The sequence below is a fragment of the Streptomyces sp. NBC_01723 genome, assembly GCF_036246005.1.
Taxonomy (GTDB): domain Bacteria; phylum Actinomycetota; class Actinomycetes; order Streptomycetales; family Streptomycetaceae; genus Streptomyces.
The window spans coordinates 4418344-4432573 of record NZ_CP109171.1 but is presented as its reverse complement, the minus strand read 5'-3'; the positions used below and the strand labels follow the sequence as shown (position 1 = coordinate 4432573).

Here is a 14230-nt window from a genome sequence, read left to right as displayed (position 1 = left end):
GGGTCACGGCGTCCGGGCCTTCCCCAAGACGAAGGCCCGAACGCTTCCCTCTGCCTGCGGTGCCAGCGACTCGGATCGGACAGAGCGGCGGCTCAGTCTGCGGAGAGCGCGGGGGATGACCGAGATCGTTGACGACGCCACGGGTGGTGTGCCAGCGGGCGGCTTCGGCTCGCGGGATGTGGGCAGGATTGCGCCCGATGTGCTGGGCGCGCCCCGCTGACACGCCGCGTCGACGTCACCGGGGCCGTTACGGTCAGGATCATGGCCGCAGGGGAACGTGTTGTTGTTGTCGGGGCTGGGGTGGCAGGGCTCACCACCGCCGTCGTTCTCGCCGAGGCCGGCGTCTCGGTGCATGTCTTCGCCGAGGAGGTGCCGGGCGTCACCTCGCTGGCGGCCGGGGCGATGTGGGGTCCGTACCTGGTCGAACCGAGGGACAAGGTCAACCAGTGGGGACAACGGTCGCTGGAAATCTTCCGTGAGCTGGCCGAGGATCCGGCCACGGGCGTCCGGCTCACCAGCGGCATCGAGGCATCCCGCACGGCCGAGGCGCCACCAGACTGGGCGACCGCCCTGCCCGGCTTCCGGCCGTGTGGGCCAGCTGAACTACCGGCCGGTTTCTCGGCCGGCTACCGGTTCACCGTGCCGCTGATCGACATGCCCACCTACCTCGACTACCTCCTGCATCGGTTTGATGCCGCTGGGGGAACAGTCGAGCGGCGACGACTGGCCTCACTCTCGGACGCCGGCCCGGCCACCGTGATCGTCAACTGTACGGGCCTCGGTGCCAAGGATCTACTCCCTGACCCTGACCTGCGGCCCATCCGCGGCCAGCACGTCGTCGTCACCAACCCAGGGTTGACCGAGTTCTTTTCCGAGGACACCGGCCTCTCACCGGACCTGCTGTGCTTCTACCCACACGGCGACACCGTCGTCCTGGGCGGCACGGCCATCGACGGTGAAGGTGGCCAAGCCTCCGACGACAGGGCGGCGGCCAGCATCCTGGCCCGCTGCGCCGAGGTCGAACCCCGTCTCACCACCGCCAACGTTCTGGAGCATCGGATCGGTACCCGGCCCACCCGGGCTACGGTCCGGGTGGGCGCTGACCGGCGGGAGGACGGCGCCTTGGTCGTGCACAACTATGGGCACGGGGGCACTGGCGTCACGCTGTCATGGGGTTGTGCCGGGGAAGCTTATGAGCTGCTCGCAAGCGAGTGAGGCCACGAGGAGGTTGACGTCTCGCCTGAGACGTAAGCGATCCCGGTCGCTCCTGCAGGCCCTGGCCGAGGAGGTACCCAGTGAGTCACCCCGCCAACTGAAACGGCGCATTCTACGCACCAGTTGCCTCGAGAAGACCTGGTCCGTGCCTGGACCCCTCGAACGGGACAGCTTCCTCGACCCCGTTCGGCAGGGCGCGTATCACCAAAGGGAGGGCCCCGGCCGGTGGGTTCAACACCGGAGGTGAGGCCAAAGCCCGGCTCCCGTAACAGAGGAGACAAAGCATGGAAAACACGCCAACGACCACCAGCGGCAACGGTCACGAGGGCCACATCAGCCAGCCTCTCGGGAGCGCTGGCCGGGCTGCCCGGCTTCAGCCCGTCCCCACAGCCCCGGCCGACAGCGAGCCCGCCGTGGGAGGGGCCCCTGTCCAGCGGGCATTCACCTTCACCACCGTCACAGGTGAAAATGTGACCGTGGCCTGCATGCCCGGTTGCACAGTCGACCATAGGGCAGACAGCAACACGCCCACACACCCGCACGACATCTACTGCAGCATCCCCGGCACAGCCGACGAGCTGCCCCTCTATGGCCCGCTGTGCAACACGCGGGGCCCGGAGGACTTCCGCTTCCTCAACTGGCAGATCGAGTCCTACCCCTTCTCGGCACGGCCAGCGGAGAGGCTGCCCTTCGTGGCCATTGAGGTCTTCGATGACCACTACATCGAGTACCTCGAACCGGACACACTGCAGGTGATCATCGGCCGCCTGCAGAAGCGGGTCGATTCCCTGCGCGAGGCCCACGCCCAGCTCGTCAACGTCCGCACCGAGTACGTCAACCTTCCGGGGGTGGCAGCATGAAGGCCACGTCCGTCACCGAACGCGCCATCGCCGAGGTGGAAGCGTTCCGTACCAAGATGCAGGAAATCGGCTCGTGCCCCCCTGCCGTGGAGAAGTTCGCCGACGAGGTGATCGTCCGCATCATCGTCTGCGAATCCCCGAGGGCCGCCGTCGAAGCGGCGATGCGTAACGTCCTCAGCGAGTCGACGGAGGTGACGGTATGACGACGTTGACCACGCGTGCTGGCTTCGACGCCTTCCGCGACCGCATGCGCGACCACTTCGGGCGGCTGCCCGACGGGCTTGGCAGCCAGCACCTCCACATCGAACAGGCCCCGCTCGGCCCGGATGAGTACTTCAATCACCGGCTCGACAACGGCGGCCACCACATCGTCTACGACCCACGGCAGACCAGCGGGCTCATGGTGCGCCAGTTCCTCGGTATCTACGCGACCTTCACCGAGGACTCGATCCGCGAGGGCGTCCGCGACGCCTACTACAAGGAAGACGTGGCGGGCGTTCGGGAAATTTTGGAGATCGTCCTCAGCGAGATCGACCGCACCCAGGATTCTGCGGGTGTGATGGGCTGGCTACGGGAGCTGCTGCAACAGGCCCGCACGAAAACCAAGCCAACGGCCGCGTGAGGACGACCGCGAAGACCGCGGTGGTCGGGGGTGTGCGGTTCCTGGACAGCCCCGGCCGCGCCGCCCGGCCCGCATCTGACGGCAAGCCTCTCAGGGAAAAGTGCGCGGACCGGGCTTGATGGCTGAGCCAGCGCCCTCACCGCCGTGGGCGGTTGTTCGGGTGCACGGACACCAATGGCGAGGCGGGCTGTGTCCCATCCAGTGCGGGTCCAAGCGCGGATAGCCGCATGGTGGTCCGTCGGCGGGCGGCTTCGGCTCGGAGGTTCGGCGCCGGGTTGCGGCTCGTGTGCTGGATGCGTGTGATCAGGACCCGTGCGGGTTGGCGGGCGGTGGTGAGTTCACGTTGGGCGGCGGCTTCCTTGAGGAGCTGGTGGGGCTCGTGGCCGCCGGCTTCGGCATCGGCGAGGACGGCGGCGAGGGCGGGCCAGGCGGGATCGCTGAGAATGCGGTCGGCGTGGTTGGGGATGGCGGCGCAGACGTCGTGGACGAGGGTCCGGCGAGCCTGCTCGCTCGGTTGACGGGTGGCGAGGCCGTCGAGAACAGGTGTGAGGGCCTGATCGGCTGCCACCTGAACGTGGTGAAGGGCCTGGCAGGCGGCTTCGGTCTGGTGAGCGTGGCTCTTCGCGTCGTGCCAGTGGGCGGCGAGGACCGTAGCCCAAACGAGGGCGGCGAGCAGGGTGGCCAGGACGCTTGCGTCGGGACCGGTGGCGGTGTGGGCGATGTCGCGGGCGGCAGTGCGCAGGGTGTGGGCGGCCTGGTTCTCGGCGCGGATCTGGGAGCGCTGGGCACGGGCGAAAGCTCGTGACGCGGCTCGGAGTTCGGCCTGGAGGTGGGCGGGGGCTTTCTGGGCAGTCGCTTCGATGAGTTCGCCGAGCGCGGTGATGTGGGCCTGGGCATGAGTGTCGTCGGCCATGTCGGTGCGGAGGGTGTCGAGGGCGTCGGTGGCCTGGTGCCAGGGGGTGGCAGGTTGGTCGCGGCGGGCGGTGGGGTGCTCCTCCAGCACGGTGGTTTCGAGGCGGGCCTTGAGTTTGGGAAGCGTGAGGTCGGGGGCGATCTTTCCACCAGGGTGGAAGATCTGTTCGCCGTCGTTGTTGAGGTCGCCCGGTCGGCCGACGGCGTAGCCGAGGAGGTCTCCGGACGGTCCGCGGCGGGGTTTGACCGCGATGTTGTCTGCTTCGAGGTAGGCGAGAAGTTCCTCGGCGCTGCTGGCGTGGGGAATGGCGGCACGGATGCGGTCCTGGAGCCAGTCGCGGCTGGTCTGTTCCCAGCCGAGCCGTTCGGCCTTGTGCATCTCGGCCTGGGTGGACCGGCGTCCGGCCGTGAGGTCGCCCTTCTTCAGCTGGCGCAGGCCGTAGTCCTTCTCGATCTGGCGGCAGGCGTCGCCGACGCGGACGCCGCTGTCGTGGAGCCTGGGGCGGCGGCCGTCTTCGCGGACGGTGGTGGCGAGGATGTGGATGTGGTCGTCGGCGTGGCGTACGGCGATCCAACGGCAGCCGAGGTCGTCTCCGGCGGGGGCGATGTCGGCGGCTTCGACGATCCGCTGGGCTATCTTGGCCCACTCGGCGTCCGAGAGGCGACTGTCTTCGGGGGCTGCGCGGACGGGGCAGTGCCAGACGTGGTCGGTGACCTTCTTGCCGAACTCGCTGTTCCGGAGCTGGACAGGCTCGTCAAGGTGGCGGGCGAGCTGGGTGAGGGTGGCGTCCTCGTCGCGGCCAGGGTCGGGCATGCCGAGCATGGCAAAGCTGGCGACGATGTGCGGGTCGGTGTGCTCGTCGTGACGGCCGGGGCCGTAGAGGTAGGCGAGTAGGCCACGGGTGTTGGACCCGGCCGGTTTGATGGCGGCGATCACGCGGCCTGGTCCTTCCTGTCACCAGCGGGTTCACGCAGGGCCTCGGCGATCAGCTCCAGCAGGCGGTCCAGTTCGTCGAGACGGTGACGGATGTCGGGCGGAGTCAGGTCGCTGTTGAGGGCGCGGGCGATCTGGTTGACGTTGACGCCGATGCGGTTGAGCTCGCGCAGCACCTGGGCGCGGAACATATGAGTGCGGCGGCGGTCTTCGGACAGCGGCAGGTTCGCCGTGAACCGGCCGCTGATGAAGGCGAGGACGATGTCGGCGGCGAAACCGGACTCCCCCTTGTAGCCGTGCTCGGCGGCGGCCTCCTGGAGCCTGACGTGCTCGTCGCTGGTGAACCGCATTGGACCGACACGGATGGTCCGCTTCGTGCCGGTGAAACGACGGATCGCTGGCTGGACGCTCTGCACGTCTCGCTCAACGGCCGCCGGGGTGGCTGCGGGCTCGGGGCGGAGAATCTGCTGCTGGGCAGCGTGCAGAGTGTCCGGGTCGGGGCCGCCCTCGGCGCCGACCCCCTGGTCCGGCGCCCCCTGGCGTCGGGCCGTCTCCGCCACCCCCGGGGCGGAGACCCCCGAAGACCGGCCTTGAGTCGGACTCGGGGTACTACTGGCTCCGCCAGGGGCCGTCCGTCCGAACGCCCGCCGTAGACGTCCCAGCAGCGTCAGGGAATGCGACGACACAGGTGTCTCATCATGGGTGTCTTCAGGCGGGTGCTCGTCGTGCGTCAAGGAAGATGCTCCAGGTACGGCTGGCAGGCGGGGGCGAGGATGCCTGCCCGGCGGTGGTCGTCGTGTTGTCCACAGGTGTGGAAATCTGCGGGGCGGCTGGCGGAGCTCGGGTGACCGGAAGGGTTCCGGTCACCCGAGCACATGGCAGTCAGCGCCTGGAGACCTCGATCCCGGCGGCTTCGAGTTCCGGCCGAAGCAGTTCCATCACCTCGGTCTGCCGCTCACTGCCGATCGTCAGGTCCCGGTCCTTCACTGCCGCTCGGAGCAGGCCGCGCGTGAGTTTGCCGTGCTGGTGACCGGCGGCCCGGCCGATATCCGCCAGCTCCGCGATGGTCGCCTTCGCCGGACGGCCACCGCTCGGTCTGCCCTCCGGAACCTGTGCCGCGGGTTCCGTCCGCTCACCGCCGGCGGCTCGTGAACCGGCAGGAGCGGCGTCTGGCAGGTGGCTGTGACTGAAGTCGCCGACCGCTTGCTCCGGCGTCTGTACGGAACCGGTGTTCGGGGAGTCGTCGGACGGCGCGACGAGCTGGTGGATCTGTCGCATGAGGACACCGAAGGCGACCATCGCGGCGGCCGGAGGGACGGCGGCGACCACGTAGTCGAGGAACGGGACAGGGTGTGCGTTGCCCGTGCCGCTGACCCCGGCGACGTTCAGCGCTATGGAGCCGACCGATCCGACGGCGGTCACGGCGATCGCCCACGGGTCCGTGACGCGGCGCAGTGCCGCGCGCAGCATGAGCAGTTCGCCCGCGACGATGAACGCGTCCAGGGTGGCAGGCCAGGCCCAGCGGCGAATGGGCGACGCTCCGAGCCCGTGCTGGCCGGCGACGTCAGCCAGGTGCGCGTAGGAGAGCCAGAACGCTCCGGCGGTCAGGGCGACGATGACGATGCCGGCCGCGCCGAGCGCGAACTGCTCGGCGTCAGCCTTCCTTTTCGGTCGCCCTTCGCTGGGGACGTCATCGTGCGGCTGTGGGGCTTGCGTGAGGGGCGGAGTGGTCAAGCGGAAGGCTCCTGGGGGTAGCGGTGTGCGGCGTCTTTGCCGTCTCGGCCGTTGCACGTGCAGGTCATGGCGGGACGGCAGCTCTCCTGATGTGCCGTCCCGGCGGGTGCTGGCGTCTTGTCCCGAGTCGGGACAGATGTGCGGCGTTCTTGTCCCGACTCGGGACAAGAAAGGCGCCGTCGGGGCGGGCTTGCTTGGGTCGGTGTGTCCCGTGAAGGGACGGCTGCGCAGCACCGTCCGTCCCAATAGGCAAGGCTGTGAGCTGCGGCGATACGGCATGGACGCCTGGGACGTGGCAAGACGGATCTCGGCAGCGTCTCCGGCGGGCAGCACTCCTGGAAACGCCTGCGTTGCCGTCTTGCCCCTGGCTGACGTCTTGCCGGTGTGCTGTCTGACCTGCGAGATCACGGCAGGGACGGCAAGTACGGCAACCAGGAGGCGCGGATCAGCTCTCGCCGCGGCGGGCGTCGACTGGGTGGACGGCCGGACAGTACCGCCGCCACGCGTCGAGGAACTTGTGGCGCATGTAGCCCTTGCGCTGAGTCCGGTCGGCCATGCGTACATTGCCGGGCCGGATGTCGTAGTCGCGCAGCATTGCGCCGAGTTCGCGGGCGGTCAGGCCGTAGCGGCCTCGCTCTCCCCACGGGGCTTCGGCGTCCGCGTTCAGGTAGTGCAGAAGATCCTCGGTGGAGAGGCTGTCCGCCTCCCTCTGGGCGAAGAAGACCCGACGGATGTCGGCGAGGATGCGCGCCCCGCTGGGGTGGTCCTCTTCTGCCGCCACTTCGGCGGCGACCATCCGCGCGCAGGCGATCCGCGCCAGCCGGGGCCAGCGGCCGCCCGCCAGGTCGGCGACGATCACCAAGGGCTCCCACGTGTCGGCGGCGCGGTCTTCGACCGGCATGTCCGGCTCCAGGTTCGCGGCGTCTTCCAGCAGCGGCCTGGCCAGTGCGTGGATGCGGTCGCGCAGCTCGTGCAGGGCGGGGATGTCCCGGCGGGAGCGGAAGGGCTTGACCTTCTCGCCCTCGGCCCGGCGCCGCATGCGGATGACCACCGACCGGTCCATGACCGTGTCGGGCAGGTCCCCGATTCCCGCGATGGCCGCCATCGCGAAGGTGGCGAACTTGTGCGGGGTGTGGTCGTTGCCGACGACCCGGGTGACGTACCGGCCGCGCTGATGGCCGGCGTTGAGCAGGCCGCGCGTCTCCTCGTTCTTCTCCGCGACCTTGGGGCCGAAGATGGTGTCGGCCTCGTCCACCAGCAACGTCGGCGGCTCGTCCTCGTGGATCGAGCGGAAGATGGCCGCCGGTGTGGTGTTGATGGTGAGCATGGGCTCGTGGACCGTCTCGGTCAGCACGTCCAGCAACCGCGACTTGCCGCAGCGCTTCGCCGGCCCCACCACTGCCAACCGAGGGGCGTGCTGCCACGCCGGCTGGAGATGTGTCGCTGCCACCCACAGAGTGATCGCGTCCAGTGCCTCAGAGGAGGGCGGGATCACGAACCGGGCTATCTGCGAGCGCAGCTCGTCCAGAGCCTTCGAGCTGACCGTCGGCTCCGCGTCGGGCATGGCCTCCAGGCCGATCGCCGGGTCCGCCTCGTTGGCGCTGTCATCGTCCGTACCGTCGCTCGGGTCCACCCTGCCGTCGGCCTGCGCGGGACTCAGGTGGGCGCCGGGCCGGCCGGGGATGGCTGTGGCGGGCCAAGCCGCTCGTACGGGGGCGGAATAGGACTCGGAGTTCTCGGGTTGCACTGGGCGGCTCCTCGTCTGGCGGTTTCGGGTTTGCACACCCCTGCCGCCGGGTCGGTTCTCACGGGATTGCTGGGGAGTCTCGGGGCCTCCGGCGTTGCACCGCCGGAGGCTGCCTCTCTGCTCGCGGGTCTCTCGGCACCGCGAGCGACCACGGACAGTACGTCCACGCCGTGCCACAGTCCAGCGTTTCTGTGTCAGCTCAGCGCAGAACCATCTGCTACGCGTCAGGCGCTTCACGCTGCCAGCCCCAGCAGGGCCAACAAGTCTGCGGTCACCACTCGGTAGGCGTTTCCGAGACGGAGCACCTTGCACGGGTACTGGCCGCGCTTGGCCAGCTCGTACCCCTTGCTCCGGCCCAGTCCCAGCGCCCGGTTTCCCGTCTCCAGGTCAACGGCTGCGGGGAGCTCAAGGAGCTCCTCGCGGCTCATCCCCTTCGCTCGGCCGGCCTCTTCGTTCTCGCGCATGCGTGCTCCATCCATGACTGAGCCCACGGCGAACGCGCCCATCGCGTCCGTCTCCAGGTCTTGGAATCAACGCTAAGCGAGCTACTGTGTCTAAATGACACAGCGCCGTAGCGATCCTGGATCCAAGAAGGTCGACGACGAGGACGACGTCCCGGAGTGGGTGGATCGGGTAATGGCCACCGTGGCCGCCGAAGTCCGCAGACGACGGAAGGAACTGGGTTGGAGTGCACAGGACTTGGCCGACAAGTGCGAGGAGATCGGCCACCCGATCCCACGCAACGTCATCGCCAACATGGAGTCCGGACGCCGCTCCAACCTGCCCTTGGTCGACGTCATCGTCTTGGCCGAAGCCCTGAACACCCCGCCCATCTGCCTCGTCTACCCGGTCGGCTACGTCGACGACGTGCAGCGACTCCCGCTTCAGCACCCCACCACTTCGCTGGACGCGCTGCGCCGCTTCACCGGGGAGGAGACCGACCTCGGCACGGACGACGACATGCTCCGCTACTTCCGCGCCCACCACGCCGCCGAGGAGCAACTACGGAAGGCGCGCCGCGACGAGGACCACGCGCGCTACCACGCCGAGACCGCCCCGAACGCCGACCGTAAAGCCGAGGCCCTCCGCTCTCAGGCCCGTGCCGCCGAGGCGGCCGACGACGCCGCCAGCCACCTGCGCAGAATCCGCGCGTTCATCCGGGAAGAGGGCGTCACTCCCCCGTCCCTGTGGCCAGACGTGGCCACCGCGATCGACTCATCCGGGAGCGATCCCGAGACCACCGAGGAGAATGATCTTTGAAGGGCTCCACCTACCGCCGCTGCTCCTGTCGCGACCCGAAGACCGGCAAGGAACTCGGCACCTCCTGCCCCAAGCGCAACAGCAGGAACCACTGCACCTACTCCGTACGCCAGGAGCTCTCGCCCCGCGAGGACGGCAGTCGGCGCTCCTTCGCCCGAGGCGGGTACAGCAGCCTCAAGGCGGCCCAGGCCGACCTCGACCACGTGCGCGCCCTCCTCGGGCTGGCCGAATCGGACGACCCGGAGGGCACCGAACTCATCGCCGAGATGCTGGCCGAGGTCAGCCGCGAACGGTCGCCTCTGCCCGAGGTCGAGGAGACGAGGCGGCGTCTCCACTCCGGCCAGGACCTCATCGGCAGCTTGACCGTGGCCGAGTGGCTCGACCGGTGGCTGGCTGGCAAGCGCATACGCAAGTCCGGCCTCAACCGCTACGAGACCGACATCCGCGTGCACCTGAAGCCTCACATCGGGAACCGCCGCCTGGACCGGCTCCGCGTGAGCCACCTCAGCGAGATGTTCACCGACATCCGCGACGCGAACGCCCAGATCCTGGAGGACAACGCTCAACGGCGCGCCGCACTCGACGAGCTGGCGACCATACCGTGGAAGGGCGGGGAGAATCGCGCCCGCCGGAAGACGATGAAGATCGCGATCGATGAGATGCCGCCCTTCCGCCGCGTCACCGGCCCCGCCACGCGCCAGCACGTCAAGGCCACCCTCCGCGCGGCCCTGAACGACGCGATCGGGCAGCAGATCATCACCTTCAACCCCGCCGCCCACGTCGAGATCGATCCCGTGCGCAAGCCGAAGGCGCTCGTGTGGACGGACGAGCGGGTCGCCAAGTGGGAGCAGACGGGCGAGAAGCCGTCGCCGGTGATGGTCTGGACGCCGCAGCAGACAGGAGCGTTCCTCGACTTCGTCGCCGAAGACCGGCTGTACGCGATGTGGCACCTGATCGCCTTCCGTGGCCTTCGCCGTGGCGAGGCGTGCGGGCAGCCGTGGTCGGAGACGAACCTCGACACGCACGCCCTGACCGTCTCCTCCCAACTCGTGCAGGACGGCTGGGGGGTCGAGGCGTCCGATCCCAAGACGGACAGCGGGTATCGCGTGGTCGCCCTCGACGACGACACCGTGGACGTTCTGAAGCGGCACCGTGCGCGGCAGGAGGCCGACCGCCAGGAGTGGGGCACCGCCTGGGTCGAGACGGGGAACGTCTTCACCCAGGAGGACGGGTCCTGGCTCCACCCGGGCAAGGTGACCGATCTCTTCGAGCGTCTCGTCGCCGCATCCGGACTTCCGCCGATCCGTCTGCACGACCTCCGCCACGGCGCCGCCACCCTGATGCTCGCCGCTGACATCGACATCAAGATCGTGTCGGACACCCTCGGTCACAGTGATACCCGGATCACTCGGGACATCTACCAGAGCGTCCTGCCCCAGGTCGGCAGGAGCGCCGCCGAGGCGACCGCGAAGCTGGTCCCCCTTCAGCGCAAGGCCGAGGCCGAGAAGGCGGCACGGAAGGCCGCGAAGAAGGAGAAGGCCAAGAAGGCTGCGGCCAAGAACGCCGGCAAGGCGAAGGGCGGCAAGCCGAAGACCAAGGCGAACGCCCCAGGCAAGGGCACCAAGAAGCCCAAGCGCGGCAAGTCCCAGAAGTAGGTTCCCGGGCGGCTCCGCTCACGCATCGCTCACGCAGGCAAAGTCACGGCAACCCGGCCGTGAGACCCGTCACGCCCCGAGCAACAGAAAACCCCAGGTCACGGGCTATGTGACCTGGGGTTTAATGGAGCCGCCTTCGGGATTCGAACCCGAGACCTACGCATTACGAGTGCGTTGCTCTGGCCATCTGAGCTAAGGCGGCTTGTGCTGGGCACCATGGTGCGATCAGCGACGTCGGTAAGTCTACACAGTTTCCGGGGGTGCTCCGTACCCGCCCCGGAGGCCAGGGTTCCGAGGCGGATGGGGTGGCGGAGGGGTCGCTACGAGCAGCGCTTGCCGTCCTCGGGGGCGGTGCCGCGGAGCAGGTACGTGTCGATCGCGGAGTCGATGCAGGTGCTGCCGCGGCCGTACGCGGTGTGGCCGTCTCCCTCGTAGGTGAGGAGGCGCCCGGAGGAGAGCTGGTCGGCCAGGGCCTCGGCCCAGCGGTAGGGGGTGGCCGGGTCGCGGGTGGTGCCGACCACGACGATCGGGGTGGCACCGGCGGCCTCGATGCGGTGCGGCTCGCCCGATGCCTGCACCGGCCAGTACGTGCAGTTCAGGGAGGCCCAGGCCAGGCCCTCGCCAAAGACGGGGGACGCCTTCTCGAAGTCGGGGAGGGCGTCGCGGACCTCGTCGGGCGAGGAGAAGGCGGCGGGGAGGTCGAGGCAGTTCACGGCGGCGTTCGCGAACATCAGGTTGCTGTAGGCGCCGTCGGACTCGCGCTCGTAGTAGCTGTCGGACAGGGCGAGCAGACCGGCGCCGTCGTTCTCCTTCATCGCCGAGGTCAGCGACTTGCGCAGCTGCTGCCAGGCGCCCTCGTCGTACATCGCCGCGATCACGCCGGTGGTGGCCAGGGACTCGGTGAGCTTGCGGCCGTCGGCGTCGCCGGCGGGGATCGGCCTGGCGTCCAGGTCGTCGAAGAACGCCGTGAGGTTCTTGCCGACCTGGCCGGGGGTGGTGTCCCGGTCGCCGAGGGGGCAGTCGGCACGGCGCACGCAGTCCTTCGCGAAGGACTGGAAGGCGGTCTCGAAGCCCGCCGTCTGTTCCAGGTTCAGCCGGCGGGCGGGCAGGGACGGGTCCATCGCGCCGTCCAGGACCAGGCGCCCGGCCCGGTCCGGGAAGAGTCCGGCGTACGTCGCACCGAGGAGCGTGCCGTACGAGGCTCCGACATAGGTCAGCTTGTCGTCGCCCAGCACCGCGCGCAGGACGTCCATGTCGCGGGCGGCCTCGACCGTCGAGACGTGGCGCAGCAGCTTCGGCGCGTCCGCCCCGCAGCCCTCGGCGAACTCCTTGTACGCGTCGACCAGCTCGTCCGTCTCGTCCTGGTCGTCCGGGGTGACGTCGGTCCGCGTGTACGCGTCCATCTCGCGGCCGTCCAGGCACTCGATGGGCTCGCTGCGGGCCACGCCACGCGGATCGACCGCCACCATGTCGTACTGGGCGCGGACCTTTTCCGGGTAGCCGATGCCCGCGTACTGCTGGAGGTAGCCGATGGCCGAGCCGCCCGGTCCGCCCGGGTTGACCAGAAGGGAGCCGAGGCGCTTGCCGGGGCCGGTGGCCTTCTTGCGGGCCACCGCGAGGCGGACGTCGCCCTCGGCCGGTTTCGCGTAGTCGAGCGGGGCCTTCATGGTCGCGCACTGGAAGCCGGGGACACCGCAGTCGCGCCAGCCGAGCTTCTGCTCGTAGTACGGCGACAGCTCGGCGGGCGTGGCCTTCGGCAGCGGGGCCAGGGACGCCGTCGCCGCCTCCGTCGCCCCTGCCGCCTCCGCCGCCGGACCGGCGGACGTCGACGCGCCCCCCGCCGAGCAGGCGGTGGCGAGCAGCGCGGCGGCGAGGAACGTGGCTCGGATCCGGTTGCCGCCGATGCGGGTCCTGCGGTGAGTGCGCCTTGTGTGCATTCAGCGAGCGTAACTCTCCGCGACGACACTGATGCGGTGCGTGGATCGCGTGCCTCGTTCGTGTTACCCCGTCAAGCGGATGCGGCGCCAGGACGGCGGCCGGGCTCAGCCCGCTCTGAGCGCCATCGTCATCGCCTCCACCGCCAGCAGCGGCGGCACATTGCGGTCCAGGGCGTCACCGCAGGCGGCGATCGCCTCGATGCGGCGGAGGGTCGCTTCGGGTGAGCTGCCGTGGGCCAGCCGGTCCAGGGCGTCCTGCGCGTCGGCGTTGGCGATCGCCACGCGGGAGCCGAGCTGGAGGGCGAGGACGTCGCGGTAGAAGGCGGTGAGGTCGGTCAGGGCGAGGTCGAGGCTGTTGCGTTGCGTGCGCGTTCTGCGGCGCTTCTGGTCGGCCTCCAGATCCTTGATCACGCCTGCCGTGCCGCGTGGCAGGCGGCCGCCCTGGGCCGCGCCCAGCGCCGCCTTCAGCTCCTCGGTCTCCTTGGTCTCGATCTCCTCGGCGAGCTGCTTGGCGTCCTCCGCCGCCGCGTCCACCAGTTCCTGGGCCGCCCGGAGCGCGCCGCCGACGTCCTCGACCCGCAGCGGCATCTTCAGCACGGCGGCGCGGCGCTCCCGGGCGGCCGGGTCGGTGGCCAGGCGCCGGGCGTGCTCGACGTGGCCCTGGGTGGCACGGGCCGCCGCGGCGGCGAGGTCCGGTTCGATGCCCTCCCGGCGTACGAGCATGTCGGCGACGGCGTCCACCGACGGTGTGCGCAGATTCAGGTGGCGGCAGCGGGAGCGGATGGTGGGCAGAACGTCCTCGATGGACGGGGCGCACAGCATCCAGACGGTCCGCGGGGCGGGCTCCTCGACGGCCTTCAGGACGGCGTTGGCCGACTTCTCGTTCAGCCGCTCGGCGTCCTCGACGAGGATGATCTGCCAGCGGCCGTTCGCCGGCGAGGTGAACGACTTGCGGACCGTGTCCCGCATGTCCCGCACCAGGATCTCTGCGCCCACCGCGCTCACCGTGCTGACGTCCGCGTGGGTGCCGAGGAGTGCCGTGTGGCAGCCGTCGCAGAAGCCGCAGCCGGGTACGCCCCCGAGGGCGCGGTCGGGGCTCACGCACTGGAGCGCGGCGGCGAAGGCCCGCGCCGTCTGTGTGACTCCCGCGCCGGGCGGGCCGGTGAACAGCCAGGCGTGCGTCATGCTCGACGCCTCCGGCAGCGGGCCCGCCGCCGCGGCGGCGGTGACGAAGGCGTCGGCGTCCCGGGCAGCGGTGGTGAGCTGCTCGCTCACCTTCGCCTGCCCGACGAGGTCGTCCCACACGGTCATGGGTCACGCCGTCCTTCCGTCACGCTCCGCCGTCGCACCGCGC

Annotated in this window: 13 protein-coding genes and 1 tRNA gene; 6 read left to right on the top strand and 8 right to left on the bottom strand. The window is 69.7% G+C overall.

Annotated elements, in window-relative coordinates:
- Nucleotides 1-261 precede the first annotated feature (261 nt).
- From OIE75_RS20565 to OIE75_RS20550, 4 genes are all read left to right on the top strand, one after another.
- Complete coding sequence (locus OIE75_RS20565) at nt 262-1215, top strand: FAD-dependent oxidoreductase (RefSeq protein WP_329471739.1); 954 nt, start codon at nt 262-264, stop codon at nt 1213-1215.
- A gap of 284 nt (nt 1216-1499) precedes the next feature.
- Nucleotides 1500-2075 carry a DUF6907 domain-containing protein gene (locus OIE75_RS20560; protein ID WP_443078378.1) on the top strand — a complete coding sequence of 192 codons (576 nt, stop codon included), beginning with the start codon at nt 1500-1502 and terminating at the stop codon, nt 2073-2075.
- Nucleotides 2072-2278, top strand: coding sequence for a hypothetical protein (locus tag OIE75_RS20555; RefSeq protein WP_329471737.1), 207 nt, complete (start codon nt 2072-2074; stop codon nt 2276-2278). Before OIE75_RS20560 ends, OIE75_RS20555 begins: the two co-directional genes overlap by 4 nt.
- Nucleotides 2275-2697, top strand: coding sequence for a hypothetical protein (locus OIE75_RS20550; RefSeq protein ID WP_329471736.1), 423 nt, complete (start codon nt 2275-2277; stop codon nt 2695-2697). The genes OIE75_RS20555 and OIE75_RS20550 overlap by 4 nt, the downstream gene beginning before the upstream one ends.
- A gap of 136 nt (nt 2698-2833) precedes the next feature.
- On the opposite strand, the gene OIE75_RS20545 is transcribed toward OIE75_RS20550, so the two are convergent.
- The 5 genes from OIE75_RS20545 to OIE75_RS20525 form a co-directional block, all read right to left on the bottom strand.
- The gene (locus tag OIE75_RS20545) at nt 2834-4546 is read right to left on the bottom strand and encodes a relaxase/mobilization nuclease domain-containing protein (RefSeq protein WP_329471735.1); all 1713 of its coding nucleotides are present in this window, start codon (nt 4544-4546) and stop codon (nt 2834-2836) included.
- A complete protein-coding gene (locus OIE75_RS20540; RefSeq protein WP_329471734.1) occupies nt 4543-5103 on the bottom strand; it encodes a MobC family plasmid mobilization relaxosome protein in 561 nt (186 codons plus the stop codon). Before OIE75_RS20540 ends, OIE75_RS20545 begins: the two co-directional genes overlap by 4 nt.
- Nucleotides 5104-5425: 322 nt before the next feature.
- A complete protein-coding gene (locus OIE75_RS20535; RefSeq protein WP_329471733.1) occupies nt 5426-6277 on the bottom strand; it encodes a DUF2637 domain-containing protein in 852 nt (283 codons plus the stop codon).
- Nucleotides 6278-6722: 445 nt separating this feature from the next.
- Nucleotides 6723-8024, bottom strand: a complete 1302-nt coding sequence (locus tag OIE75_RS20530) for a DUF3631 domain-containing protein (protein ID WP_329471732.1) — start codon at nt 8022-8024, stop codon at nt 6723-6725.
- Nucleotides 8025-8257: 233 nt separating this feature from the next.
- Nucleotides 8258-8488 carry a hypothetical protein gene (locus tag OIE75_RS20525; RefSeq protein WP_030404206.1) on the bottom strand — a complete coding sequence of 77 codons (231 nt, stop codon included), beginning with the start codon at nt 8486-8488 and terminating at the stop codon, nt 8258-8260.
- Nucleotides 8489-8582: 94 nt separating this feature from the next.
- On the opposite strand from OIE75_RS20525, the gene OIE75_RS20520 reads away from it, so the two are divergent.
- Together OIE75_RS20520 and OIE75_RS20515 are read left to right on the top strand one after the other, a co-directional pair.
- A complete protein-coding gene (locus OIE75_RS20520) occupies nt 8583-9284 on the top strand; it encodes a helix-turn-helix domain-containing protein (RefSeq protein ID WP_329471731.1) in 702 nt (233 codons plus the stop codon).
- Nucleotides 9281-10939, top strand: a complete 1659-nt coding sequence (locus OIE75_RS20515) for a tyrosine-type recombinase/integrase (RefSeq protein WP_329471730.1) — start codon at nt 9281-9283, stop codon at nt 10937-10939. The genes OIE75_RS20520 and OIE75_RS20515 overlap by 4 nt, the downstream gene beginning before the upstream one ends.
- A 125-nt stretch (nt 10940-11064) precedes the next feature.
- Here the strand turns inward: OIE75_RS20515 and OIE75_RS20510 are convergent.
- The 3 genes from OIE75_RS20510 to OIE75_RS20500 all read right to left on the bottom strand — a co-directional run bounded on the left by OIE75_RS20510 (nt 11065) and on the right by OIE75_RS20500 (nt 14187).
- Nucleotides 11065-11141: transfer RNA gene (locus tag OIE75_RS20510), tRNA-Thr, on the bottom strand.
- Nucleotides 11142-11259: 118 nt separating this feature from the next.
- Nucleotides 11260-12876 (bottom strand): alpha/beta hydrolase, encoded by a 1617-nt coding sequence (locus OIE75_RS20505; protein WP_329471729.1) that lies wholly within the window; start codon nt 12874-12876, stop codon nt 11260-11262.
- Nucleotides 12877-12981: 105 nt separating this feature from the next.
- A complete protein-coding gene (locus OIE75_RS20500) occupies nt 12982-14187 on the bottom strand; it encodes a DNA polymerase III subunit delta' (protein WP_307014087.1) in 1206 nt (401 codons plus the stop codon).
- Nucleotides 14188-14230 lie beyond the last annotated feature (43 nt).

Bases quoted from the DNA above. Each gene is read 5' to 3' on its own strand.
- OIE75_RS20565 (WP_329471739.1), top strand. From the start codon at position 262: ATGGCCGCAGGGGAACGTGTTGTTGTTGTCGGGGCTGGGGTGGCAGGG.
- OIE75_RS20560 (WP_443078378.1), top strand. From the start codon at position 1,500: ATGGAAAACACGCCAACGACCACCAGCGGCAACGGTCACGAGGGCCAC.
- OIE75_RS20555 (WP_329471737.1), top strand. From the start codon at position 2,072: ATGAAGGCCACGTCCGTCACCGAACGCGCCATCGCCGAGGTGGAAGCG.
- OIE75_RS20550 (WP_329471736.1), top strand. From the start codon at position 2,275: ATGACGACGTTGACCACGCGTGCTGGCTTCGACGCCTTCCGCGACCGC.
- OIE75_RS20525 (WP_030404206.1), bottom strand. From the start codon at position 8,488: ATGCGCGAGAACGAAGAGGCCGGCCGAGCGAAGGGGATGAGCCGCGAG.
- OIE75_RS20520 (WP_329471731.1), top strand. From the start codon at position 8,583: ATGACACAGCGCCGTAGCGATCCTGGATCCAAGAAGGTCGACGACGAG.
- OIE75_RS20505 (WP_329471729.1), bottom strand. From the start codon at position 12,876: ATGCACACAAGGCGCACTCACCGCAGGACCCGCATCGGCGGCAACCGG.
- OIE75_RS20500 (WP_307014087.1), bottom strand. From the start codon at position 14,187: ATGACCGTGTGGGACGACCTCGTCGGGCAGGCGAAGGTGAGCGAGCAG.